Here is a 23,642-nt window from a genome sequence, read left to right on the forward strand (position 1 = left end):
GTTCCGCAAATTAAAGGGATTCATCTTGCTGGCCCTTTACAAGCCATGACCGCTGCATCGATTCACCTACTCGTTAGCCTGCTAACGGGATAGCCTTCCTGCATCCAAAAGTGGCACATTGTCGCACCTGCACCTGTGCATCCATCTGCTGTACGGAAAACCTCCCATGGCTCTGAGCAATTCCCAGCCCTCCGTGGCTACGGCGCCTGCCGCCGGGCAAACCAGCCCGTTGGTGATGCGTGTGATCGGCGCGGTGGCGCTGGCGCATTTGATCAATGACTTGATTCAGTCGGTACTGCCTTCGATCTACCCGATGCTCAAGGCCAATTACGGCCTGACGTTCACCCAGGTCGGCCTGATCACTCTTACGTTCCAGCTCACCGCGTCCCTGCTGCAACCGTGGGTGGGTTATTACACCGACCGGCATCCCAAGCCGTACCTGTTGCCCTGCGGGATGATTTGTACGCTGGTGGGCATTTTGATGATGTCCCAGGTGGGCAGCTTCCCGCTGATACTGCTGGCGGCGGGGCTGATCGGGATCGGCTCGTCGACCTTCCACCCGGAAGCATCCCGTGTGGCGCGCCTGGCGTCGGGCGGGCGTTATGGCCTGGCGCAGTCGACCTTCCAGGTGGGCGGTAATGCCGGCTCGGCGTTCGGTCCTTTGCTGGCGGCGGCGATCATCATTCCGTTCGGCCAGGGCAATGTGGCCTGGTTCGGTCTGTTCGCGGTATTTGCGTTGTTTGTGCTGTATGCGATCAGCCGCTGGTACGCGCACCACTTGAATCTGTTCAAGCTCAAGCAAGGCCAGGCGGCCACCCATGGCCTGTCCAAGGGCCGGGTGCTGAGTGCGTTGGTGGTGCTGGGGCTGCTGGTGTTTTCCAAGTACTTCTACATGGCCAGTTTCACCAGTTACTTCACCTTCTACCTGATCGAGAAGTTCGACCTGTCGGTGGCCAGTTCCCAGTTGCATCTGTTCCTGTTCCTGGGGGCGGTGGCGGCGGGGACGTTCTTTGGCGGGCCGATTGGCGACAAGATCGGCCGTAAGGCGGTGATCTGGTTCTCCATCCTCGGGGTGGCGCCGTTCACCTTGCTGCTGCCCCACGTGGACCTGTTCTGGACCAGCATTCTGAGCGTGGTGATCGGCTTTATCCTGGCCTCGGCGTTCTCGGCAATTGTGGTGTATGCGCAAGAGTTGGTGCCGGGCAATGTGGGGATGATCGCCGGGGTGTTCTTCGGTTTGATGTTCGGTTTTGGCGGGATTGGTGCGGCGCTGCTGGGGCACCTGGCTGACATCCACGGCATCGAGTACGTGTACACGCTGTGCTCGTTCCTGCCGCTGTTCGGGGTGTTGGCGATTCTGTTGCCGCGTACCAAAAAGGCCTGATATCGGGTCAATCGAGTCGGGCAGATATCCTTGCTGCCCAACGTTTGCGTCAAACGGGTAAATCAACTGCTCCTGCAAAGGGTGTCGGCGTTGCGCCGGTGCCCTGATTTACGGTTGTAGCGGGTTGTAGGTGGCTCGCTTCAACTGTTCCCGCGCCCGGGACAAGCGTGAGCGCACGGTGCCGATGGGGATGTCCATGGCGTCGGCGGTGTCCTGGTAGCTGCCGTCGGTTTCCAGCGAGGCGTAGAGGGTTTTACGCATTTCCGGCGGCAAGTGGGTAATCGCCCGCAGGGTTCTTTCGAGCCTGCGGTTGATTTCGAACTGCCAGTCCAGGTTGTTGTTTTCTTCCTGCCCATGCCACAGCGCTTCATCGAACTCGCAATGCACCGGTTTGGCATACAGGCGCCGGAAGTGATTGCGGATCAGGTTCTGGGCAATCCCGCACATCCACGTGCTCAGGGTGGCCTGGCCGCCGAAGCGGTCCCGGTTACGCCAGGCCTCCAGGTACGTCAGTTGCAGAATATCGTCGGCATCTTCCGGGTTCAGTACGCGTTTATGAATGAAGCGGCGAAGTTTCTTGTGGTGGTCTTCCGACAGGTTCTGGATGGAGCGGTGCGGGTCAGGTGTAAGGTGAACTAGAACATCGACTGGGATATCCATGAATTTTTCCTCAGGGTAGACACGATCGAAATAATTCCGACGGGAACCCCCTTAGCACTGCCTGTGCCAAGCGATAAATATGTATAACTTATTGATATATATAGTGAAATATCTTGTTTTGATGCCTTTTCATGCAAGGTCTTGCACAAACATCCGCAGGTTTGTGCCGGTTTTTTCATAAGCCTCTGAATTGCCGGCAAGATGGAACCGTAATGGGTTTGCCCTCCACACAAGGACACGAATCTCCCTGTCCTGGCATTCCCCATGAAAGTCGATCCCCACGTTGATGTGCAAAAGCCCCAGAGCCTGGATCAGCCTGCGCCTGCAAGGGTTGATAACCGCCCACCTTCCCAGACGAGCACGCCGCCGATCGGCGATGACCTCGGTTCGCTGTTCAACCAAGAGGTCGAGCTCAACAGTCGCGCGCTTGGACGGCGGCAGATAGGGCTGCGCGTTATGCCGGTGGAGCAACTGGCGCAACTCTATGAACAGTTGGGGCATCCGGCTCAGGCAACACTGGCGACCATTGCGCGCAGTGTCAGGGTTCAAATGTTGGTGAACCCCAGCGTCGAGAAGTTTCTGGAGATCACCGGCAATGACCCGGCTCGGGCCTACGTGGTGCTCCAGCAAGTGGCCGCGCAGGCCGATGCCGAGGTGCGCACCAACGAGGCGAAGCTGGCTCGTGAGGCGCTGGTGAGGCTGGAGATGGGCTTCAAGCCGCAGATCCAGGCGGGCCTGAACACGGCGCTGGCGTTGCAGGCCAGCAGTGATGACCCGCATCTGCGTCAGGCGGTGCGCAGTGTGTATTACGCCAGCGTGGTCACCCGGCAATCCCTGGCAACGATGCTGCAGGCGCTGTTGGGGTTGTTCGGCGGCGAAGACCTTGGCCAGGGGCTGAAGCTGATGCGTCGCGCCCTGGCCGATGACATTGCAGCACTGACGCCGTCGATCGCCTCGGCCAAATTGCTCACGCTCCTGGTGGGGTTGCGTGGCTGCGACCAACTGGGTGGCATCTTGTGCAATTGCCGGGACCTGATCAATCGCCTGGCCCTCACCTATCCCGAAGTGACACGGGACGCAGTGGCCCTGCTCCAACGCTTGCTGGGTTACTCGAACACCGGGATTGCGACTGCCGAGATCCAGCGCCTGGCCATTGAATTGGGCGGGGTTGATGTACTCAATCAGTTGATTTCACTCAACAGCGTTTACCCGATGCTCAAGAGCCTGCCGCTGGCCGTGTGGCGTGATAACAGGGGCCGTGAGGACTGCCTGAACAGCTTTTTGCTGGTGATGGACGAATACGCACGCACTGAGCGCGGGACCCGGCAGGGTATGGCCCCGCAGAGCCCCGATGCATGAGCGCATTACGGGTTATCAATGGCGTGCTGCTGAAGGTTGCACAACGTGCCGAAGTCATGGGCGCGGTGGTCATCATGGCCATTGTGTTTATCTTTATTGTGCCGCTGCCCACCTGGCTGGTGGACATCCTGATTGCCCTGAATATCTGTATCTCGTGCCTGTTGATCGTGCTGGCGTTGTACCTGCCGGGGCCGCTGGCGTTTTCTTCGTTTCCGTCGATCCTGTTGCTGACTACCATGTTTCGCCTGGCCCTCTCGATCGCCACCACGCGATTGATCCTGCTGGAGCAGGATGCCGGCGATATTGTCGAGGCTTTCGGCAACTTCGTGGTGGGCGGCAACCTGGCGGTAGGGTTGGTGATCTTCATGATCCTGACCATCGTCAACTTCCTGGTGATTACCAAGGGTTCGGAGCGTGTCGCTGAAGTGGCGGCGCGGTTCAGCCTGGATGCCATGCCCGGCAAGCAAATGTCTATCGACAGTGATTTGCGTGCAGGCCTAATCGATGGCGAGCAGGCCCGGGACAAACGCGAGCAATTATCCCGCGAAAGCCAGCTGTTCGGGGCCATGGACGGGGCCATGAAATTCGTCAAGGGCGACGCCATCGCCGGGCTGATTATCGTGGTGATCAACTTGCTGGGCGGTTTCTCCACCGGCATGTTCCAGCACGGCATGAGCGCTGGCGATTCCATGGCGCTGTACTCGGTACTGACCATTGGTGATGGCCTGATCGCGCAGATTCCCGCGCTGCTGATTTCCTTGACCGCGGGCATGATCATCACGCGTGTGGCGCCGTCCGGGCGTAACAAGGGCGCTAACAACATGGGCGCCGAGATCGCCCGGCAAATGACCAGCGAACCCAAGAGCTGGATCATCGCCTCGGTCGGCATGCTCGCCTTTGCGGCGCTTCCGGGGATGCCGACGGTGGTGTTTATCCTCATCTCGCTGATCACCGGTTCCCTGGGTTACTTCCTGGTGCGCCAGCGCCAGAAGCGCGAGCAGCCGGAGCAAGCGGACGCCGATGCGGTCGCCCCGCAAGACAACGGTGAAGAAGACCTGCGGGGCTTTGATCCATCGCGGCCTTATCTGTTGCAGTTCCCGGCAGCCTTGCAAGGCAGCGCACAGGTGGCGCAGGCCACCCACGGTATTCGCCAGGCGCGCAATGGCCTGGTCACGCAAATTGGTTTGACGCTGCCGCCGTTTGAAGTCGAGTTCGCACCCGCCTCCGTACTGGCCGAGGATGAGTTCCGCTTCTGCGTGCATGAAGTGCCGATGATCAAAGCCACTCTGGGGCACCGGGTAGCGGTGGCCCTCGACACCTTGGCCGCCGAGCCCGAAGAGGGCGCCAAGGGACTGCCTGAGCGCGACGAACAGGACTGGGTGTGGCTGGCGCCCGACGACCCACTGCTCGACGACGAGCAACTGGAGCGCTTCACTGCAGAGGGCTTGATCATCGAGCGCATGACCCGGGCGATGCTGTTGAGCGGGCCGCAGTTCCTCGGGATTCAGGAGAGCAAGTCGATTCTCAGCTGGCTTGAATTCAATCAGCCGGAGCTGGTGCAGGAACTGCAACGCATCATGCCGCTTTCACGTTTTTCGGCGGTGTTGCAGCGCCTGGCCAGCGAGGGCGTACCCCTGCGGGCGGTGCGGCTGATCGTCGAGGCCTTGATCGAGTACGGCCAGCATGAGCGTGAGCCGGATGCCTTGGCCGACTACGCACGCATTGCCCTCAAGTCGCAGATCTTCCATCAGTACAGCGAAGCGGACGGCCTGCATGCCTGGCTGTTGTCGCCCCACAGCGAAAACGTGCTGCGTGATGCGTTGCGCCAGACCCAGACCGGGGTGTTCTTTTCCCTCGACAACGACAGCAGTGCGGTGTTGGTCAGCCTGCTCAAACAAGCCTTTCCCGTACGGGCCAAGAGCAAGAGCGTGCTGTTGGTCGCGCAGGATTTGCGCAGCCCTTTGCGTACCTTGCTGCTGGAGGAATTCAACCATGTGCCGGTGCTGTCGTTTGCCGAGCTGGGCAGTTCCTCCAAGGTGAAGGTGCTGGGGCGCTTTGATCTGGGGCAGGATGATTTGTTGCGCGGCGCAGTGGCATGAGGGCTTGATGATGTTTGAGTTGCGCGTGCTTGATGGCCAGCATCAGGGGGCGGCGTTGCCGCTGTTTGGCGAGCAGTGGAGTATGGGGGCCCATCCTGATACCGACCTTTCCCTCTCCGACCCGGGCATTGCCGAGTGGCACGTGTGGTTGCGCCTTGCGGGAGGGCAATGGCTGGTGCAGGCCGAGCAAGGGCTGGTGCAGAACGTCGAGGGTCAGTTCGTCGCTCAGATCAGTGACTTGCCACTCAACGAGCCTTTTTCGATTGGCCAGATTCGGCTCTGCGTCACTCGAGCCGATCAGCCCTGGCCCAAGGCTCCTGTGGTGACGGCGCCGGAGCCGGCACCGGCCAGTGAGGCGCCGCCGACGCTGACCTTGTCCTCGATCTCGAGGCCGCAGCAGAAGCGCTTGATCAGCCTGGTGGTGGTGGCTGCAGTCATCATCACGGCGATCGGTATGGCCTCCAATGGCGAGCGCCAGGCACAGGCATCGCTGATGCCGCCAGTGGTCAGCAAGCATGAGCTGGGCTCGCCCTACGAGGTGCGTCAGCAGTTGCTCAAGATGCTCGGCGAGCGAGAGTTAAGCCACCGCATCAGCCTGCAAGTGATCAATGGCCAGGTCACCCTCAGCGGCGATGTTTCCCGGGATGAGGTGGAACTGGTGTCGCGCATGCTCAGCCGTTTTGGCGAGCAGTTCGATACCTCGGTACCGGTGCTCAGCCGTGTCAGCGAACACAACAGTGTACTGCCCTTCAAGATTCTGCAGATTGTCGGCGGGCCCAACGGGCACGTGGTTCTGGACCAGGGCAGCCGCTTGTTTGTCGGTGATGAGGTGGAAGGTTTACGACTGGTGATGATCGATAACACCAAGGTGGTATTCGACGGCGTGCAACGGATCGAGGTGCGCTGGTGAGCGAGGAGATGCGGGCTCGTCTTGAGGCCTGGCAGCAGCGCCAGGCGAGTGCGTTGGCCAGCTTTGCGCCGGTGGCGGTGCGCGGTCGTATCCAGCGGGTCAACGGCATGTTGCTGCAATGCCGGTTGCCTCAGGCGCGCATTGGCGACTTATGCCAGGTCGAAAAAACCGTGGGCGACTACATGCTCGCCGAGATCATCGGGTTCGATCAGCAGGATGCAGTGCTCAGTGCCCTGGGCAACCTGGAAGGCGTGCGTGTGGGCGCCAGCGTGCAGCGCCTTGGGGTGCCGCACCGGGTGCGGGTGGGGGACGATCTGCTGGGGCGGGTGCTGGACGGTTTTGGCCGGCCGATTGCGGGCGAAGGGCCGAGTGCCTTTGTCGAGGATGACGCCGAAGAGGCGAGCCCTGTGCTGTGCGAGGCGCCCTTGCCGACCGAGCGGCCGCGGATCAACCGAGCGCTGTCCACCGGGGTGCGTTCGATCGATGGGTTGGTGACGCTGGGGGAAGGTCAGCGTGTCGGCCTGTTCGCCGGTGCCGGTTGCGGCAAGACCACCTTGCTGGCCGAGATCGCCCGTAACGTGGCGTGCGACGTGATTGTGTTCGGCCTGATCGGCGAACGCGGCCGTGAGCTGCGCGAGTTCCTCGACCATGAGCTGGATGATCAACTGCGGACCAAGGCTGTGCTGGTGTGTGCGACTTCCGATCGTTCCAGCATGGAGCGCGCGCGCGCCGCCTTTACGGCGACAGCCTTGGCCGAAGGGTTTCGGCGCAAGGGCAAGCGCGTGTTGCTGTTGATTGACTCCTTGACCCGATTCGCCCGGGCCCAGCGTGAAATCGGCCTGGCTGCCGGTGAGCCGTTGGGCCGTGGCGGTCTGCCGCCTTCGGTGTACAGCCTGATGCCGCGCCTGGTGGAGCGCGCCGGGCTGACACGCGACGGGGTGATCACCGCGATCTATACCGTGCTGATCGAGCAGGACTCGATGAACGACCCGGTGGCCGATGAAGTCCGCTCGCTGCTCGATGGCCATATCGTGCTGTCGCGCAAGCTGGCCGAGCGCGGCCACTACCCGGCGGTGGACGTGTTGGCCAGCCTTTCCCGAATTCTAAGCAATGTGGCCGAGCCCGCGCATATCAAGGCCGGCACCGGATTGCGACGGTTGTTATCGGCCTACCAGCAGATCGAGCTGATGCTCAAGCTGGGCGAGTACCAGCCTGGCAGTGATGCCCTGACGGATTTGGCGGTGAACAGCCGGCAGGCGGTCGATGGTTTCCTGCGCCAGGACTTGCGTGAGCCGGCACCGATGGATACCACCCTGGATCTGCTGATGGAGCTGACCTGCGATGTCCCTTTCTGAAATCGACACCCTGCGGCGCCTGCGCAAGCATCGGGCCGATCGCGCCGAACGCACGTTGCGGGCGGCAAAGCGGCTTCAACAAGCGCTGCTGTTGCAAATCCAGCAGGCACAGGAAGTGTTGGAGCACACCCGCGAGGAGGAAGCGCGCAAAACCGCAGAGCTGTTAGGCAAGCATCAAGGGCAAGTGATCTCGTTTCGCGATCTCACGTCCTGGAATACCCAGGAGCGCAGCTTTTCGGCCGACACCCGGCGTGAGGAAGGGCAGCTGCATGCCTTGCACGGCCAGCAGGAGGAGCAACTCACCCATATCGACAGCGCCCAGCGGCACGTTAGCCAGTGTTTGCGCGAGGTTGAAAAACTCCAGGAGCTATCCCTTTTGTTGGTGCAGGAAGAGAACGATGACGCAAGTTCCAGCGAACAAACCTGAGCGCCCGCGTTCGCGCGAGCCTCGAGATGAACGTGAGCCCGGTACGGGGGCGTTCGTGCCCGTGGAGCAGAGGCTGTTATTTACCCAGCTGTTTACCCGCGACCGTGAGGGCGGCGGCTACGGTTCCTCCCGCACGGCGCTGACGGCGCCGACTGAGACGCTGATGATCGAGGCGCTGACCGAGCAGTTGGCACCCCGTATACAGGCCGCCGCGCAGTGGCCGTTGCAAGCGATGCTGTACCTGCCGCGCCTGGGGCGGATCAACGCCAGCGTGCGCCGCGAGCAAGGCGCCTGGAACGTTGAGCTGACGCCTGAGGAAACACACACCGCACGTTGGTTGCCCGGCGTGCGGCAACGCCTGGAAGACGGCCTGGCCGGGGCGCTGGCGCAGCCGGTTCACGTGCACCTGGCAGACGTGTCCTCGGCATGATCATGCCGGTTTTGAGCGTGCCTGTGGTCAACGCAAACACCGTAGCGGCGCAGCGCCGACTGGGGCGTGGCATGCGCATGGCGTTTCGAGTTTCGGAGCAGCACGGTGAGTTGCTGATGGCGCCCGGCCATGCGCCCACGGGTGTCAAACCGCTGTGTTTCGAGAGTACCAGCGGGGCACTGGCATTCGCCGAGCCTGGGCCGCTGTTCAGCCTGTTGGGGGAGTGCCCTGTGACATTGGCAGAGTCCGGCAATGACCCGGATTCCTGGTTCTGGGAATTGTTCCACCATCACCTGAGCCCCGAAGTGCGGACGCTGTTCGGTTACTTGCGGTTGCTGCCTGCCCCCAGGACGTTGACGTTCGGCTGCCGGTTTACGGTGACGCTGGGTGCGTCCCGCGTGGTGAGTTACCTGTGGCTGGCGCCCGAGACCTTCCTGGCGCTGTGCGACGCCGGCCCCTGGCGACCCATTGCCGGGCCCCTGCCTGCGTCGTTTCAACTGGCGCTTGCATTGAAGCTGGGGCGCCTGCGTCTGCCGATTCAGCAGGTGCGCCACCTGCGTGTCGGTGATGTGGTGATGCTTGAACAACCCCTGTTCGACCCACAGGGCAATGGCCAGCTGCACGTCGGCAGGCACCGGCTGCACGGTTGTATTGATGATGAATCCGGGCCGTTGTGCCTGACGCTTATTTCGATCGAGGAAACGTCCATGGACGAGGATTTTGCAACACAGCAATACCCGGTGCAGGAGGGTGACCAGCCCGTGATGGACGTCTTCGGCCATGAGCCCTTCGACGAGTTGAACATGGCCCTGGATGTGCGCTGTGGCACCCTGAACCTGACGCTCGGCGAACTGCGTAACCTGGCACCTGGCGCGGTGTTGGGCATCTCCGGTTACGCCCCGGGCATGGCCGGGCTCTATTACGGCGACCGGCCGATCGGCCAGGGGCAGTTGGTGGAAGTGGACGGGCGCCTGGGGCTGCAGTTGTCACGTGTGATTTTCGCTCGATGACGCTTCAGGGGATTGACCCCCTTGTACTGGCAGTATTCCTCGGCGCGTTATCATTGATGCCGATGTTGTTGATCATCTGCACGGCCTTCTTGAAGATCGTCATCGTGCTGATGATTACCCGCAATGCCATCGGCGTGCAGCAGGTGCCGCCGAGCATGGCTATCAACGGAATAGCCTTGGCCGCGACGTTGTTTATCATGGCGCCCGTGGGCTATGAAATCGCCCAGAACGTCAAGGCTGCGCCTGTGGACATGAGCAATGTCCAGACGCTGCTGGAGACCGGGCGTGAGGCCATACAACCGCTGCGCGCGTTCATGCTGCGCAACACCGACCCGGATGTGTTGACCCACTTGCTGGAAAACAGCGCGCGCATGTGGCCACCTGAAATGGCGCAAAGCACCCAGCGCGAAGACCTCATTCTGTTGATCCCGGCGTTTGTGTTGTCGCAGTTGCAGGCAGGGTTCGAGATCGGCTTCCTGATCTACATCCCTTTCATCGTCATCGACCTGATTGTCTCCAACCTGCTGTTGGCCCTGGGGATGCAAATGGTCTCGCCCATGACCATTTCCCTGCCGCTCAAGCTGCTGTTGTTCGTCATGGTTTCCGGGTGGTCGCGATTGCTCGACAGCCTGTTCCTTTCTTACCTCTGAGTGACCTATGGAACCCATCGTGCTGTTCAAGCAGGGCATGCTGCTGGTGGTGGTGCTGTCGGCACCGCCGCTGATCGTGGCGGTGATCGTCGGTGTGCTGACCTCCCTGGTGCAGGCCCTGATGCAGATCCAGGACCAGACGCTGCCCTTCGGCATCAAGCTGGTGGCGGTGGGTGTCACACTGGTATTGACCGGCCGCTGGATCGGCCTGGAGTTGATCCAGCTGATCAACCTGATGTTCGACATGATCGCCCGTTCGGCATTGAACTGAGGGACTGCGCGTGCTGCTTTATCTTGACTATTTGCCCAGCCTGCTGGTGGCCATGGCGCGCATTTATCCCTGTGCGTTCCTGGTGCCGGCGTTCAGTTTTCAACACATACGCGGCATGCCCCGGCACGTGATCGTAATGGTCATGGCGTTGATTCCGGCGCCCGGAATTCATGCCGTCATGAGTGGCCAGGATTACTCTGCGCTGATGATCAGCGGGCTGGTACTCAAGGAAGCGGCCCTGGGTTTTTTGCTGGGGATCTTGCTGGCCATGCCGTTCTGGATGTTCGAGTCGGTGGGCGCGCTGCTGGATAACCAGCGCGGAGCCCTGGCGGGTGGCCAACTCAACCCGTCGCTGGGGCCGGATGCCACACCCATCGGGCACCTGTTCAAACAGTTGGTGATTTATCTGCTGATCGTGGTGCTGGGGCTGAGCGTGTTGACCCAGGTGATCTGGGACAGCTACCTGATCTGGCCGGCCACCGCCTGGCTGCCGCTGCCGGCCATCAATGGGTTCAGCGTTTTTCTTGGCGTGCTGGGCGACACCTTTACCTACATGATGCTGTACGCCGCACCGTTTATTGCGGTGCTGCTGTTTCTCGAATTCGGCTTCGCGGTGTTGGGCCTGTACAGCCCGCAGCTGCAGGTTTCCACCTTGGCAACGCCGGTCAAGTGCCTTGCCGGGCTTGGGATTCTGCTGCTGTATTTTCCATTGCTGCAGGATTTGATCGTCACCCGCATGGCGCAGTTGGCAGACCTCAAGCATTCCATCGGCCTGATGTTTCAGGGGGTTGCACCATGAGTGATTCGGGGGAGAAAAAACACGCCGCCACCCCCAAGAAACTCAAGGATCAGCGCAAGAAAGGCCAGGTCGCGCAAAGCCAGGATGTCGGCAAGTTATTGGTGCTGACTGCCTTGAGTGAAATCGCCTTGCTCACCGCTGAAACCAGCATGCAGCGTTTCCAGCAATTGATGATGCTGGCGATGTCGGGCATCGGCCGGCCCTTTGTGCGGGCCCTGGAAGAGGTGTTGCTGGAAGGCTTGCTGATGTTTTTTTCGTTTGCTCTGTTGATGGCCGGGGTGGCGATTGCGGTGAAGCTGATCAGCAGCTGGTTGCAGTTCGGCTTCCTGTTCGCGCCGGAAAGCTTGACGCCGAACTTCAGTCGCCTGAACCCGCTCAGCCAGATCAAGCAGATGTTTTCCGCCCAGTCGGTGATGAACCTATTGATGGGACTGGGTAAGGCGCTGTTGCTGACCCTGGTGCTGTACGTGGTGATCGGGCCGTCGTTGTCGGCGTTGATCAACCTCGCCACCAGCGATTTGCAGAGCTATATCCTGGCACTGATCACCTTGTTCCGGCATTTGCTGCACGCCTGCCTGGGGTTGCTGCTGGTGCTGGCGTTGATCGATATGGCGTTGCAAAAACACTTCTTCGCCAAGCGCATGCGCATGACCCAGGTGGAGGTGATGAAGGAATACAAGGACATGGAAGGCGACCCCCACGTCAAGGGCCAGCGGCGTCAGTTGGCCTACCAACTGGCCCAGGAAGAGCCGAAGGTCAAGCTGCCCAAGCTTGAAGAGTCCGACATGCTGGTGGTCAACCCGACGCACTTTGCCGTTGCGCTTTACTACCGCCCGGGGAAAACCCCGCTGCCGATGTTGGTGGACAAGGGCACGGATGCCGGGGCTCGTAAACTGATTGATCGGGCCAAGGCTGCCGATGTGCCGGTGATCCAGTGCGTGTGGCTGGCGCGTACGCTCTATGAGAAGAAACTGGGGGCCCCCATCCCCCGGGAGACGTTGCAGGCGGTGGCCTTCATCTACCGGACGCTGCGGGAGCTGGATGATGAGGCCAAACGCGACACCCTGCATTTGCCGGAGCTGGAACAGCGTTAACGCGGGCGGCGTACATCCAGCGCTTCAAGCCTGGCCAGGGACAGTATCCGGCTGAGCGTGTCATGAAGCGCCGCGCCGCCCGCCGGTAAGGCGTGCCAGATCACCAGCGCGCCCTTGGCGTCCAGGTAGACAAAGCACCCGTCGAACGCCAGCGCATGTTCAAAGCGCCGTTCAAGCACGTGCTGCAACTGCCCGGCCTGCAAGGCCTCGGGGGCTATCTGCAAGGCCAGGCCCCGCTGGGTACCGGCCTTTATCGGGAGCAGGGTAATGCCTGGAGAGAGGGGCAGGTGAGCGTCATTGCCGCTCACCAGCTGGTCCAGGAACACCTGGCGATGTTGATCATCGTCGGGTAATCCCATGGGGTTCACCGCTCCAGGGATATGGTCTGATAATCCGAGCGTTCGCCGGCAGGGCCGGGTTCTATGCGCATTTGTGGCGGCCACCAGACCACCATTTTATCGGCGCTGGATTGCGGACGTGAGCAGGAGTCGCCCTTGCACGTTGGCGTGCAACCGACAATGAGCAGCGCGAGGCCGATCAAGGTGACGCAGGACAGTGGTCGTTTCATTGTGGGTTGCTCCGGGCTGGCGTGAGCAGGGAAGGGCGGGGCATGCCGATGTGCTCATCTTTGATGACAGGGCGCATGGCGATAAACACTTCTGCCTCTTCACCCGGCTTGAGCCAGGCACGTGGCCAGACGCTCACCGCCAGGGTCTGGGAGTTGCTGCATTCCTTTTCATCGATGCGCACGTGGCGATTGAACTGGTTGCGCACCACCACCACGGCCACGTTGAACTGCGGGCCGGCATACCACTGGCTGCGCTCGGTATTGAGGGCCAACAGGTCCCGGGTGGCGCACAAGGTATCCAGGCCAAGTGGCATCGGCGCCGCCTTGAAGGCCTTGGGCACTTGGCCGCTGACGAGGTGAGCCAGGGTGCTGGTGATGTCGCTGCGCTTGATCACCGGTTGATGCTCCGCATGGCGCCTTGCCAGAGGCTTGAGCGCCGCCTGCAGTTCGGCCTGGTCTTCCTGGGGCAAGTAGCGTGAAGGGTCGGCCTGATCGCCGATGACCCGCGGGGTCAGGATAAACAGACGCTCGCGCCGGTTGTTCTGGCGTTCGGTGGAGGAGAACAACGCCTTGCCCAGCAACGGTATGTCGCCCAGCAGCGGTACCTTGTTCTGCTTGTCGGTGCGTTCGGTGACATGGAAACCACCCACCACCAGCGAGCGTTTTTCCGCCATCACCGCTTGGGTGCTGACCTTGCCTCGGCGCACATCGGGGCCGATGCGCTCGGAGTTGGACTCATCGAAGTTACCGTCCTCGATATCCACCACCAGATGAATCTGGTGTTGACCTCGGCTGGTGATCACCCGGGGCACGACCTGGAAACTGGTGCCCACTGTGATGGGCAGGACGGTTGCGACTTCTGCGCCGGCGGTCAGGTATTGGGTGCGGTTGAAGTCAATCACCGCCGGCTGGTTTTCCAGGGTGAGCACCGACGGGTTCGACACCATCGTCGCCAGGCCGCGTTGTTCCAATGCGCGGATGTCGGCATAGAAACGGTCACGCTTTTCGATCGACAGCTGCGATGAGGTACCGGGAGCCATGGCTCCCCCGCCACGAAAGCGGCTGTTTTGAAAGCCCCAGTTGACCCCGAATTCGCGCAATTGGGTGCGTTCGATATCGAGGATAATTGCGTCGATTTCCACAAGCTTGCGCGCCACGTCGAGCTGGGCAATCAGCTCGCGGTACATCGCCTGGCGTTCCGGCACGTCATAGATCAGCACGGCGTTGTTGCGAACATCGGCCTCGACCCGGATTCTGCTGGTGGACACCGGTGCCCGTGGGGTGAGCGACAAGCCACTGTCCCACTGCCCCGGGTTGATTGACGGGCCGAGCATCTGCCCCAGCATCGGGTTGCCCAGCCGAGGAAAGCTCGGCGTGATGGGCGAAGGTTGCGAGGCTGACGCGGGGCGCTGGCTCAGCGTCGAGAGGGTGGAGGTGGGGCGAGGTTCCAACAAACCGCGCAGCATGCTGGCGACACCGGGGATGGTCAGCTTTTCACCGCGATAATCAATCGGGCGGTCCGCTGCGTTGGCGAACTTCAGCGGGTAGGTGAGGATGCTCTGCTTTTCGTCGGCGGATTTGCGCTGACTGCTGAATTGCTTGATCTGCTCGATATAGCGCTTTGGCCCCGAGACCAGCACCACGCCATCGTCGGACAACTCACCCCAGCCAAACCGGCTGTCCAGCAGGCCAATATCGGTCAAAGCCTGCTTGAGGTCGGCGAGGGTCTCGGAGGAGACTTCCAGGCGCGCTGACTCCTGCTGGTCCAGGGTGCTGATGTACAGGGTGTTGTTGTACAGGTACCACTGGAAGCGATGTTCTACGCCCAGCCTGTCGAGCAGCGATTGCGGGGTATTGGCGCGTATCTTGCCGTTCACAATGCCTTCCAGCAGGCCGTCGATTTGCAGCTGTGTGCCAAACGACTGGGCGAAATCTTCCAGTACCTCCCGCAGTGGCTTGTGTTCGGCTTCATACGCATAGGCGGTGTTTTTCCATTCACTGGGGACGGCGGCCAAGGTGCTTTCCAACGGGGTCAGCAACCAGGGCAGCAGGATCAGGCCACGCCAATGGGCTCGTTTCGTGCGGTCTGCAGGCGAGTCGGCGCGCAAGCGAGGGTGCTTGTAATTCTTGTTAGACATGATCGTTCTCTGAGTTAGTACGGCAGCGAGCGTAGGGACGTGGGCATGGGTTTCCGGGTTGGGGCTGCGAGGCGTGCGACGATGGCGCGCCAGGTGTCACGCTGGTTGAGCAGAGCTTCGAGACACCCCAGCAGGCGCTTCTCGTCGGCCCCCTCCCGCAGGCACTGGACGAGCCAGAGCACGCCACTGGCCGGCTCCATGGCAAGTGCGCCGTGAAAGTGGTTCAGGCTGGCGCCTCCCAGGCGCATCAAGGTTTGCAGGCGTAAGGTGTCCGGGCGACTTTGAGTCAGTTGGACACTCAGTTGCACGGTGTTCGATATACGCTGAAAAATAATCTCGTCATCGCCTTCGAACAGCCTGAGCTGGTCTTCTGTGCCGTTCACCCAGCGAGTAATCAGCGACTGCAACTTACTGCACGCCGTCGAGCACAGTCTTGAACAGTGAGTGTTGGACGCGGACCTGTTCGTGAAATGCGAACGAAGAGAGGCGTTCTTGTTTAATGAGATCGCCGAAATAGGCCATGTCCACGTTGTCGATTTCCGGCTCATTGGCGACGGCGGCAACACGATGAGTATCGGCGTTGAGTTGTCTTAAAAGTTGGCTTCTCAAGTTCCCGTAAAAATTCATAGATTTCACTCCAGATGTGTTTGAGCTGTGTGGTTTGCCTCCGGCTGTCAGTTCCCTCCACATTGAGTTTTTTGCAACACACGGAGGAGCTGTCGACGGCAGTCTCATTCACTGTGCTTGCCGACCTTGGGTGCGAGCAAAATGTCGCGCATTGAGAGCCAGTCGATACGAAAGTCCCCTTCATCCGTTTCCAGTACGAGCGTCTGGGGTTTGACCAACTCCTCCGTACGAACTATCCAGGGCGTGGCCCCATGCCTGGCCAGGCAGCGCTCAACGGTCTCACGCTCAAGTGGATGGCAGAGGAGCGTCGCCTTGACCGCCGGCATTTGTGCGGCCATCAATTGTTTGATCAAGGCGCTGACGCGTTGCGCTGGTGCGACATCATCCAGCAGGCAGAGCAGGGCCTGGTTGGCGATGGACGTCGCGTATTGTTCGATGTTGTCGCTCAGCATTTGATGCCGGCTCTCCCATCGTTTTAGCTGGGAGTTGGCGCGCTGCCAGAACTCCACGCTGGCCTTTTGGTGCAGTTCTTCGCGTTGCTCTGCTGCCAGTTGCAGCAGGTGCTCAGCCTGGACTTTTGCGCGCTCCAACAGTTGATTGGCGTGGGCACTCTCCTTGATTTCTTCTCGCGTGATCAACAGGCGTGTCGGGCCAGACGTTCCATCGTGCAGGGCAATTTTGTGTCGGCGTAACATGATGGGGGCAGTTCCGTCAGGGGCGGCGTTCGTCGTTTGTCGTCGTGACACGCCAGACGACTGCTTGCCAGAGGATATCGAGCCGATTGTGGACGTCGTAAAAGTCGGCGTTTTTTTGCTCCAGTGCCAGCACACGATGACGCGCAAAGCGCAGGCGAAGTCGCTGCCAGACAGTGGGTTCGACCCACGCACGCAGTAGCTGCAGTGGATCGTCGTCGTGGGACAGTACCGTGTTTGGATTCAGTGCCTTCGATAGGCTCAGGCACCACAGGTGCTGGTTTTCGCTCAACACCCCGTCAATCGGGCGATGGCAGGTGTCACTCAGCAGCGCCAGCATCAGTTCGAGCTGCGCTTCTGATGCGAGGGCCAGTCGAAGCACCGTGACGTGGGGTGTGGCGGGCAGGCAGGGCGGGATGCCCAATGTTGTGCTCGCCAAGGCGTGATTGCTGCGACAGAGTGCGTCCAGAGCGCGATACGTGTCGGCGACGTTCCAGTCCGCATGTGCAGACCTCCAGGGGAAGGCCCACCACTGGACCCAGTTCAATTGTTCAGTCATTGGGCGGCTGGGCCGGCGCAAGTGCGGTTTGCCGACGCTGTTTACGCCAGAACGCTGCCGCGATGATCGCGAGAACGAAGCCGGCCAGTGACAACAGGATGCTGGTTCGCCAAAAACTCTGGTCGCTCTCTGGAATTAGGAAGGGCCCCAAGTAGCTCAGGCGCTGCTGTTCCTGATAGGCCGTTGCCGGTACAAAGACCACCGTCAGCTTTTGTGAGTTATCCACAGCGGTGGTCATACCGGGGATGCTGCTGGCGACCATCCTGCGGACACGCGCCCGGATATTGTCGGGGTCCAGCCGCGGGTCATGTTTGATAAATACCGACGCGGACGCGGGCTGTACCGGTTCCCCGGGTGCTATGCGTTCAGGCAGTACGACGTGTACTCGAGCCACAATCACGCCGTCTATGTTTGACAAGGTGGCTTCCAGCTCTTGGGACAAGGCATAAATATAGCGGGCGCGTTCTTCAAGTGGGGTGGAGATAACGCCTTCCTTGCGAAAGGTATCGCCCATGGTGGTGCGGGCCACTCTGGGCAACCCGACGGCCTCCAGTGTGCGTACGGCTCGGCTGATGTCGGCACCTTTAACCCGCACAACAACACCGTCTTTGGCGGGGATCTTTTGCGCGCGTATGTGCTTGTCTGCCAATTCTGCGATGACTTCGTTGGCTTCTTGTTCGGAGAGCTGGCGATGAAGTTCGACGCTTTCGCCGCAGCCATTAAGCATGAGTGTCAGGAATACGATGAGCCCGGTGAACAGGGGACGGATCATTTTTACCTACTGCAGGTTGCTGATTTTTTCGACAGACTGTGCGGTTTTCCCCACACACTTCGTAAGTACCTGAGTTAACAGCATCGTGTTTGAGAGCTCGGTGGAGTAGTTAAGTTTTTCTTTTTCGTTGTTGGTGGTGTTGAAGGCTTTCAGGCCTCTGCTCATACGGTTTGTCGACTTGACCAGCAAGGCTGATGCATCTGTCAGGATATTCGAGCTGTCCGTTGGCGCGGCGGTATTAACGGCACGTGTCGAGTGCTCCATCTCGGATTCGAAAAAATGTGCATCTTCAGTTTTTTGTGAGGGGCGGGATGCCGGTTGAATCCAGGAAGTTGTAGTGGCTTTGGTGTTTTCTAACGAAACATCATTTTTTGTTTGCATACAAAGCTCCTTGGGTCTAAATAAAAAAACCGCACCTGCCTAGAGGCAGGGCGGTCTGTTGGTTAGCGAATTGCTTCAATATTTTTTTTCTTTTCGGTAATTTTAAAAGCCTCAATACCGTCTTTGAGCGACTCTCGGGCTTCTGCTTTTCTTAACTGCTTAAGGTCGTCGTTTTCACCGCCGCCAAAGCCCTGAGACGGATAGGTACTTGCCGGGGCGGCATCACCGATACGGGACATATAGTTACTCCATTATTGCGAATGAAAGGGATAGTACTCGTGGCCGTACTTGGTGTGTACGCACCTTGTCGGGCGTTCACGTTAGCTCTAGCAAGGCCCGTAGCTTGTGTGGTTCCAGCGACGGTGGCGTTCCACATTTTCGGAAGGGCCGCTGTATCTGAATATTTCTCGCCATACCGGGCACTAGCCCAGTGATATATCCAGTTGCTTCATGCGGTAATAGAGCGTGCGTTTTGCAACGCCCAGTTCAACGGCCACGCCATCAACACATTGGTCGTGACGGCGAAGCGACTCTTCAATCAGTGTCTTCTCGATTTGCTGCAACCGTTCCTTGAGGCAGGTTTCTGTCTTTTGATGGCCCGCCACCGACTCTGAAAGCGGCGGCATGCCCAATACAAAACGCTTCGCCGCCGAACGCAGTTCACGAACGTTGCCCGGCCAGGGATGGCACAGCAACCGTTGCAGCAGTGCACTGGGGGGAGTGGGAGCGGCGCACTTGAAGTACTCTGACTCTTCGCGGACCATGTTCAAGAACAACGGCACAATCCGCTCGCGGCGTTCCCTTAGGGGCGGCAGTTGGATATCCACAACGTTCAGGCGAAAGTACAGGTCGCGCCTGAACGCTCCCTGTTCGACCATTTCATGCAGCGATTGCTGTGCGGAGGCGATGACCCGCATATCCACCGGAATGAACCGCGTAGAGCCCAGGCGCTCAACGCCCCGGCACTCCAGCACTCGCAGCAGCTTGGCCTGCAGGTTGAGGGGCATGCTGTCAATTTCATCGAGGTACAAGGTACCCAGGTGGGCGGCTTCGACAAACCCTGCCCGGGATTGCATCGCACCGGTATAGGCGCCGCTGTTGACCCCAAACAGTTGGCTTTCAGCCAGGCTTTCCGGTATCGCGGCGCAGTTGACGGCAACAAAGTTGCCCTTTCGGCGGGACAGCAAATGTATGCGTTGTGCCAAGGTGTCTTTACCTGTCCCGGTTTCGCCCAGCAGTAGCATATCGATATTAAGTGTGGCGGTATTATGGATAGTGGCTTCAATGGCGGGGCATTCGGTAAGGGGTGAGTCTGTTACATCCTCGTTGTGATAGGAGGCCGGCATATTGTTGTTGCTCCAATATTGGGTCGCATCACTGTTGTTAGACTTTGTTAGTCCTTTCGAATGGCGGGAAGTAAATCGGAAAATAGCTGCTTTGTCATCTTGGGCAAGAGGTCAAGAGGTGGCGCTCAGTGTGCAGAAAAGATTAAGGGTAGGCAGGGTGAAAAGAAGGCAACTCGTTTTGTTAGTTTGATTTCTAATTATGCGAAGGATAAATCCTAAAGTGGCTCGGGAATTTTGGAGTCTGAAGTTTTTTTGTCGCCAAGTGATGAGGTATTGGTTTTGTGAGTGTTTTTGTTTTTTAATATATAAAGTTAACGAATGTGTCTTGCTGCCTGGTTGTTCAATGCAAAAGTGTTCGCCCACAAAAAAGCCGATGCATTGCATCGGCTTTTTGTTTGCGGCATGGGCCGCAGGTGACGCTTACACGTTGAAGCGGAAGTGCATCACGTCGCCATCCTTGACGATGTATTCCTTGCCTTCCAGGCGCCATTTACCGGCTTCCTTGGCACCGGCTTCTCCCTTGAACTGGATGAAGTCGTTGTAGGCGATGACTTCGGCGCGGATGAAGCCTTTTTCGAAGTCGGTGTGGATCACGCCAGCGGCTTGCGGGGCAGTGGCACCGACCTTGACGGTCCAGGCGCGGACTTCTTCAACACCGGCGGTGAAGTAGGTCTGCAGGTGCAGCATTTCGTAGCCTGCGCGGATCACGCGGTTCAGGCCAGGCTCTTCCAGGCCCAGGGCCTCGAGGAACATGTCTTTCTCTTCGCCGTCTTCCAGCTCGGCGATTTCCGCTTCGATCTTGTTGCAGACCGGTACGACCATCGCGCCTTCTTCTTCGGCAATGGCCATGACCACGTCGAGCAGCGGGTTGTTCTCGAAACCGTCTTCAGCCACGTTGGCGATGTACATCACAGGCTTGGTGGTCAGCAGGTGGAAGCCCTTGATCACGGCCTTTTCGTCGGTGCTCATGCTCTTCATCAGGCTGCGTGCCGGCTTGCCCAGGGTGAAGTGGGCAATCAACTGCTCCAGCAAGGCTTTCTGGACCACTGCGTCCTTGTCGCCGCCCTTGGCGTTGCGCGTGACCTTTTGCAGTTGCTTTTCGCAGCTGTCGAGGTCGGCGAAGATCAGTTCCAGATCGATGATCTCGATGTCGCGTTTCGGGTCGACGCTGTTGGAGACGTGAATCACGTTTTCGTCTTCGAAGCAGCGGACCACGTGCGCAATGGCATCGGTCTCACGGATGTTGGCGAGGAATTTGTTGCCCAGGCCTTCACCTTTGGACGCGCCGGCAACCAGGCCTGCGATGTCGACGAACTCCATGGTGGTCGGCAGGATGCGCTTTGGATTCACGATGGCCGCCAGGGCGTCCAGGCGTGTATCGGGCATCGGCACGATACCGGTGTTCGGCTCGATGGTGCAGAAGGGGAAGTTCTCCGCCGCAATCCCGGATTTGGTCAGGGCGTTGAACAGGGTGGACTTGCCGACGTTAGGTAGGCCGACGATGCCGCAATTGAATCCCATGGTGTTTCCCCTCGGGTAAAGAGTCAGGCCTTCTGGCTGTGCAGGTTTTTCATCGCACGGTTCCATTCACCGGCGAAGATATCCGGCAGCACGCCGAGGGCAAAATCGATGCTGGCATCGAGTTTTTCCTGTTCGGCGCGTGGCGCACGACCCAGGACGAAATTTGAAACCATACTGGCAACGCCTGGGTGGCCAATGCCAAGCCGCAAGCGGTAAAACGTATTCTGATTGCCCAACTGCGCGATGATGTCGCGCAGGCCATTATGCCCGCCATGGCCGCCGCCTTGCTTGAGCTTGGCAACGCCGGGTGGCAGGTCAAGTTCGTCATGGGCCACCAGGATTTCTTCGGGTTTGATCCGGAAGAAGCCTGCAAGCGCCGCGACAGCCTGGCCGCTGCGGTTCATGTAGGTGGTGGGAATCAACAGACGAACATCCTGACCCTGATGCGAAAAGCGTCCGGTCAGGCCGAAATATTTGCGATCGGCCGTAAGGTTTACACCTTGTGCGTGGGCGATGCGCTCAACAAAAAGGGCCCCCGCGTTATGCCGGGTCTGTTCGTATTCGGCGCCTGGATTTCCCAAGCCAACGATCAGTTTAATGGCAGTCACGACAGGGGCCCTTCCTTTGGAGTTGTGGATAACATCGCCGTTGGTGCGGCGAAAGTGGACGACAAAAGCTTATTAACCGTTAGAGGCCAACTTCGCATTCTCGCCCGCTTTCTCGCTACGTTCCGGTCCGCGATGTTTCCTCAAGCTCCGACGTTACAGAGAAAGTTACTCTGCAGCGGTTTCGCCTTCTTCATCTTCTGCTACTACACGTGGCGCGTGGACGTTGGCAACAGCCTTGTCGTCGTCGTGAGCCAGTGCTACGAACTCAACGCCTTTAGGGGCTTTGAGGTCCGACAGGTGGATGATGGTGCCGATTTCAGCAGCCGACAGGTCGACTTCGATGAACTCAGGCAGGTCTTTCGGCAGGCAGGTTACTTCCAGCTCGGTGGCAGTGTGGGACACAACGCCGCCTTTCTTGACCGGAGCTTCTTCACCAACAAAGTGCACAGGCACGATAGCGGTCAGTTTTTGACCGGCTACAACGCGAATGAAGTCAGCGTGCAGTACGTGGCCCTTGGCTGGGTGACGTTGCAGTGCCTTGATGATGACGTTCTGCTTCTTGCCACCAACGTTCAGCTCGATGATGTGGCTGTAGGCCGCGTCGTTTTCGAGCAGTTTGGCGATTTCTTTAGCCAGCATGCTGATGGATTCAGGGGCTTTTTCGCCACCGTAAACTACAGCTGGAACCAGGCTTGCGAGACGACGCAGGCGGCGGCTCGCACCTTTCCCCAGGTCGGAACGCAGTTCAGCATTCAAAGTAAAATCGTTCATGTTGTATCTCCAAAATAACCACATTCGCCCTAGCGTTTGCGACCAGCGCTAAAGGCGATATGGGCAAAAAAGCCCCGCCCCGGCAGAATGCTGGGGCGGGGCGCTTTTCGTCAGGTTGATGCAGCTAAGGTTTGACCCTTAACGGAACATCGCGCTGATCGATTCTTCGTTGCTGATGCGGCGAACCGCTTCGGCAACTACCGGTGCGATATCCAGTTGACGGATACGCGAACAGGCTTGAGCGGCAGCGGACAACGGGATGGTGTTAGTCACCACCAGTTCGTCCAGCATTGAGTTCTCGATGTTCTCGATCGCTCGGCCCGACAGCACAGGGTGTGTGCAGTAGGCGAAGACTTTTGCTGCACCGTGCTCTTTCAAGGCTTTCGCCGCGTGGCACAGGGTGCCGGCGGTGTCGACCATGTCATCAACCAGAATACAGGTACGCCCTTCGACATCACCGATGATATGCATCACTTCAGAGTGATTGGCTTTCTCACGGCGTTTGTCGATGATCCCGAGATCCACGCCCAGGGATTTGGCAACAGCCCGTGCACGCACGACGCCACCAATGTCCGGGGACACAATCATCAGGTTTTCAAAGCGCTGGTCTTCGATGTCATCCACCAGGACGGGGGAGCCGTAGATGTTATCTACCGGAATATCGAAGAACCCCTGGATTTGGTCAGCGTGCAGGTCAACCGTGAGAACACGGTCGATGCCTACCACGGTCAGCATGTCAGCAACGACTTTCGCGCTGATAGCCACACGTGCGGAACGCGGACGGCGATCCTGACGGGCATAACCAAAGTAAGGGATTACAGCTGTGATTCGAGTCGCTGAGGAGCGGCGGAAGGCATCAGCCATCACGACGAGTTCCATCAGGTTATCGTTGGTCGGAGCGCAAGTCGGCTGAATAATGAAAACATCTTTACCGCGGACATTTTCATTGATCTCGGCAGTAATTTCGCCGTCGGAGAATTTACCGACAGAGATGTCACCGAGAGGGATATGCAGCTGACGTACAACACGCCGAGCCAGATCGGGGTTAGCATTCCCCGTAAAGACCATCATCTTGGACACGCGCAGTACCTAGAGGCTGAGGGTAACCTGGATGAGTATAGAAAATGGCAGGGGCGGCTGGATTCGAACCAACGCATGGCAGGATCAAAACCTGCTGCCTTACCGCTTGGCGACGCCCCTGTATCTGTTGC

At 59.3% G+C, this 23,642-nt stretch carries 28 protein-coding genes and 1 tRNA gene; 12 read left to right on the forward strand and 17 right to left on the reverse strand.

The features are described from left to right. Positions 1-166 precede the first annotated feature (166 nt). Positions 167-1,384, forward strand: coding sequence for an MFS transporter (locus ACUN0G_RS03460; protein ID WP_008430708.1), 1,218 nt, complete (start codon positions 167-169; stop codon positions 1,382-1,384). Positions 1,385-1,492: 108 nt separating this feature from the next. On the opposite strand, the gene ACUN0G_RS03465 is transcribed toward ACUN0G_RS03460, so the two are convergent. Beyond that, the gene (locus tag ACUN0G_RS03465; protein WP_258343703.1) at positions 1,493-2,044 is read right to left on the reverse strand and encodes an RNA polymerase sigma factor; all 552 of its coding nucleotides are present in this window, start codon (positions 2,042-2,044) and stop codon (positions 1,493-1,495) included. A 264-nt stretch (positions 2,045-2,308) separates the two neighbouring features. On the opposite strand from ACUN0G_RS03465, the gene ACUN0G_RS03470 reads away from it, so the two are divergent. Genes ACUN0G_RS03470 through sctU form a run of 11 tightly spaced genes read left to right on the forward strand, consistent with a single transcriptional unit; the run spans position 2,309 to position 12,448 of the window. Continuing rightward, positions 2,309-3,403, forward strand: coding sequence for a TyeA family type III secretion system gatekeeper subunit (locus ACUN0G_RS03470; RefSeq protein ID WP_445572690.1), 1,095 nt, complete (start codon positions 2,309-2,311; stop codon positions 3,401-3,403). Beyond that, positions 3,400-5,502 carry a type III secretion system export apparatus subunit SctV gene (sctV, locus tag ACUN0G_RS03475; RefSeq protein WP_445572691.1) on the forward strand — a complete coding sequence of 701 codons (2,103 nt, stop codon included), beginning with the start codon at positions 3,400-3,402 and terminating at the stop codon, positions 5,500-5,502. Before ACUN0G_RS03470 ends, sctV begins: the two co-directional genes overlap by 4 nt. Before the next feature lie 10 nt (positions 5,503-5,512). After that, complete coding sequence (locus tag ACUN0G_RS03480) at positions 5,513-6,412, forward strand: FHA domain-containing protein (protein ID WP_445575513.1); 900 nt, start codon at positions 5,513-5,515, stop codon at positions 6,410-6,412. Between the two features lie 8 nt (positions 6,413-6,420). Continuing rightward, entirely contained in the window at positions 6,421-7,767 is a 1,347-nt protein-coding gene (locus tag ACUN0G_RS03485) for a FliI/YscN family ATPase (protein ID WP_445575514.1), read from the forward strand. Then, the gene (gene sctO, locus ACUN0G_RS03490; RefSeq protein ID WP_421553293.1) at positions 7,754-8,194 is read left to right on the forward strand and encodes a type III secretion system stalk subunit SctO; all 441 of its coding nucleotides are present in this window, start codon (positions 7,754-7,756) and stop codon (positions 8,192-8,194) included. Before ACUN0G_RS03485 ends, sctO begins: the two co-directional genes overlap by 14 nt. Beyond that, positions 8,166-8,624 (forward strand): type III secretion system HrpP C-terminal domain-containing protein, encoded by a 459-nt coding sequence (locus ACUN0G_RS03495; protein ID WP_445572692.1) that lies wholly within the window; start codon positions 8,166-8,168, stop codon positions 8,622-8,624. Before sctO ends, ACUN0G_RS03495 begins: the two co-directional genes overlap by 29 nt. Next, positions 8,621-9,634, forward strand: a complete 1,014-nt coding sequence (locus ACUN0G_RS03500) for a FliM/FliN family flagellar motor switch protein (protein ID WP_445572693.1) — start codon at positions 8,621-8,623, stop codon at positions 9,632-9,634. Before ACUN0G_RS03495 ends, ACUN0G_RS03500 begins: the two co-directional genes overlap by 4 nt. After that, positions 9,631-10,284: a type III secretion system export apparatus subunit SctR gene (gene sctR, locus ACUN0G_RS03505; protein ID WP_445572694.1), complete on the forward strand. Its 654-nt coding sequence runs from the start codon at positions 9,631-9,633 to the stop codon at positions 10,282-10,284. The genes ACUN0G_RS03500 and sctR overlap by 4 nt, the downstream gene beginning before the upstream one ends. Before the next feature lie 7 nt (positions 10,285-10,291). Further along, positions 10,292-10,555: a type III secretion system export apparatus subunit SctS gene (gene sctS / locus ACUN0G_RS03510; RefSeq protein WP_179449122.1), complete on the forward strand. Its 264-nt coding sequence runs from the start codon at positions 10,292-10,294 to the stop codon at positions 10,553-10,555. Positions 10,556-10,565: 10 nt separating this feature from the next. Continuing rightward, positions 10,566-11,354, forward strand: coding sequence for a type III secretion system export apparatus subunit SctT (sctT, locus tag ACUN0G_RS03515; protein WP_421525129.1), 789 nt, complete (start codon positions 10,566-10,568; stop codon positions 11,352-11,354). After that, a complete protein-coding gene (gene sctU / locus ACUN0G_RS03520) occupies positions 11,351-12,448 on the forward strand; it encodes a type III secretion system export apparatus subunit SctU (protein WP_445572695.1) in 1,098 nt (365 codons plus the stop codon). Before sctT ends, sctU begins: the two co-directional genes overlap by 4 nt. Here the strand turns inward: sctU and ACUN0G_RS03525 are convergent. The 16 genes from ACUN0G_RS03525 to ACUN0G_RS03600 all read right to left on the reverse strand — a co-directional run bounded on the left by ACUN0G_RS03525 (position 12,445) and on the right by ACUN0G_RS03600 (position 23,631). Then, positions 12,445-12,807, reverse strand: a complete 363-nt coding sequence (locus ACUN0G_RS03525) for a transcriptional regulator (protein WP_445572696.1) — start codon at positions 12,805-12,807, stop codon at positions 12,445-12,447. The two genes, sctU and ACUN0G_RS03525, sit on opposite strands and share 4 nt — an antisense overlap. A gap of 5 nt (positions 12,808-12,812) precedes the next feature. Next, complete coding sequence (gene hrpT, locus ACUN0G_RS03530; RefSeq protein WP_445572697.1) at positions 12,813-13,016, reverse strand: HrpT family type III secretion system protein; 204 nt, start codon at positions 13,014-13,016, stop codon at positions 12,813-12,815. After that, positions 13,013-15,154: a type III secretion system outer membrane ring subunit SctC gene (gene sctC, locus ACUN0G_RS03535; RefSeq protein ID WP_445572698.1), complete on the reverse strand. Its 2,142-nt coding sequence runs from the start codon at positions 15,152-15,154 to the stop codon at positions 13,013-13,015. The genes hrpT and sctC overlap by 4 nt, the downstream gene beginning before the upstream one ends. 14 nt (positions 15,155-15,168) lie before the next feature. Next, positions 15,169-15,561 (reverse strand): type III secretion protein, encoded by a 393-nt coding sequence (locus tag ACUN0G_RS03540; RefSeq protein ID WP_445572699.1) that lies wholly within the window; start codon positions 15,559-15,561, stop codon positions 15,169-15,171. A 1-nt stretch (position 15,562) separates the two neighbouring features. After that, entirely contained in the window at positions 15,563-15,781 is a 219-nt protein-coding gene (locus ACUN0G_RS03545; protein WP_445572700.1) for a hypothetical protein, read from the reverse strand. Positions 15,782-15,885: 104 nt separating this feature from the next. After that, a complete protein-coding gene (gene sctL, locus ACUN0G_RS03550) occupies positions 15,886-16,476 on the reverse strand; it encodes a type III secretion system stator protein SctL (RefSeq protein ID WP_445572701.1) in 591 nt (196 codons plus the stop codon). A gap of 16 nt (positions 16,477-16,492) precedes the next feature. Then, complete coding sequence (locus ACUN0G_RS03555) at positions 16,493-17,032, reverse strand: type III secretion protein (RefSeq protein ID WP_445572702.1); 540 nt, start codon at positions 17,030-17,032, stop codon at positions 16,493-16,495. Then, positions 17,025-17,804, reverse strand: coding sequence for a type III secretion system inner membrane ring lipoprotein SctJ (sctJ, locus tag ACUN0G_RS03560; protein WP_421525120.1), 780 nt, complete (start codon positions 17,802-17,804; stop codon positions 17,025-17,027). The genes ACUN0G_RS03555 and sctJ overlap by 8 nt, the downstream gene beginning before the upstream one ends. Positions 17,805-17,810: 6 nt before the next feature. Further along, positions 17,811-18,185: an EscI/YscI/HrpB family type III secretion system inner rod protein gene (locus tag ACUN0G_RS03565; protein ID WP_445572703.1), complete on the reverse strand. Its 375-nt coding sequence runs from the start codon at positions 18,183-18,185 to the stop codon at positions 17,811-17,813. Between the two features lie 62 nt (positions 18,186-18,247). Continuing rightward, entirely contained in the window at positions 18,248-18,424 is a 177-nt protein-coding gene (locus ACUN0G_RS03570) for a type III secretion effector protein (protein WP_445572704.1), read from the reverse strand. A gap of 183 nt (positions 18,425-18,607) precedes the next feature. Next, complete coding sequence (locus tag ACUN0G_RS03575) at positions 18,608-19,531, reverse strand: sigma 54-interacting transcriptional regulator (RefSeq protein WP_445572705.1); 924 nt, start codon at positions 19,529-19,531, stop codon at positions 18,608-18,610. A 420-nt stretch (positions 19,532-19,951) separates the two neighbouring features. Continuing rightward, positions 19,952-21,052, reverse strand: a complete 1,101-nt coding sequence (ychF, locus tag ACUN0G_RS03580) for a redox-regulated ATPase YchF (RefSeq protein WP_258343724.1) — start codon at positions 21,050-21,052, stop codon at positions 19,952-19,954. Positions 21,053-21,075: 23 nt separating this feature from the next. Then, entirely contained in the window at positions 21,076-21,660 is a 585-nt protein-coding gene (gene pth, locus ACUN0G_RS03585; protein ID WP_017475979.1) for an aminoacyl-tRNA hydrolase, read from the reverse strand. A gap of 165 nt (positions 21,661-21,825) precedes the next feature. Beyond that, positions 21,826-22,431: a 50S ribosomal protein L25/general stress protein Ctc gene (locus ACUN0G_RS03590; RefSeq protein ID WP_275710145.1), complete on the reverse strand. Its 606-nt coding sequence runs from the start codon at positions 22,429-22,431 to the stop codon at positions 21,826-21,828. 138 nt (positions 22,432-22,569) lie between these two features. Continuing rightward, complete coding sequence (locus ACUN0G_RS03595; protein ID WP_003208392.1) at positions 22,570-23,511, reverse strand: ribose-phosphate pyrophosphokinase; 942 nt, start codon at positions 23,509-23,511, stop codon at positions 22,570-22,572. A gap of 45 nt (positions 23,512-23,556) precedes the next feature. Further along, positions 23,557-23,631 (reverse strand) — tRNA-Gln (locus tag ACUN0G_RS03600). Positions 23,632-23,642: the final 11 nt, after the last annotated feature.

Source organism: Pseudomonas sp. 32A (assembly GCF_052682255.1).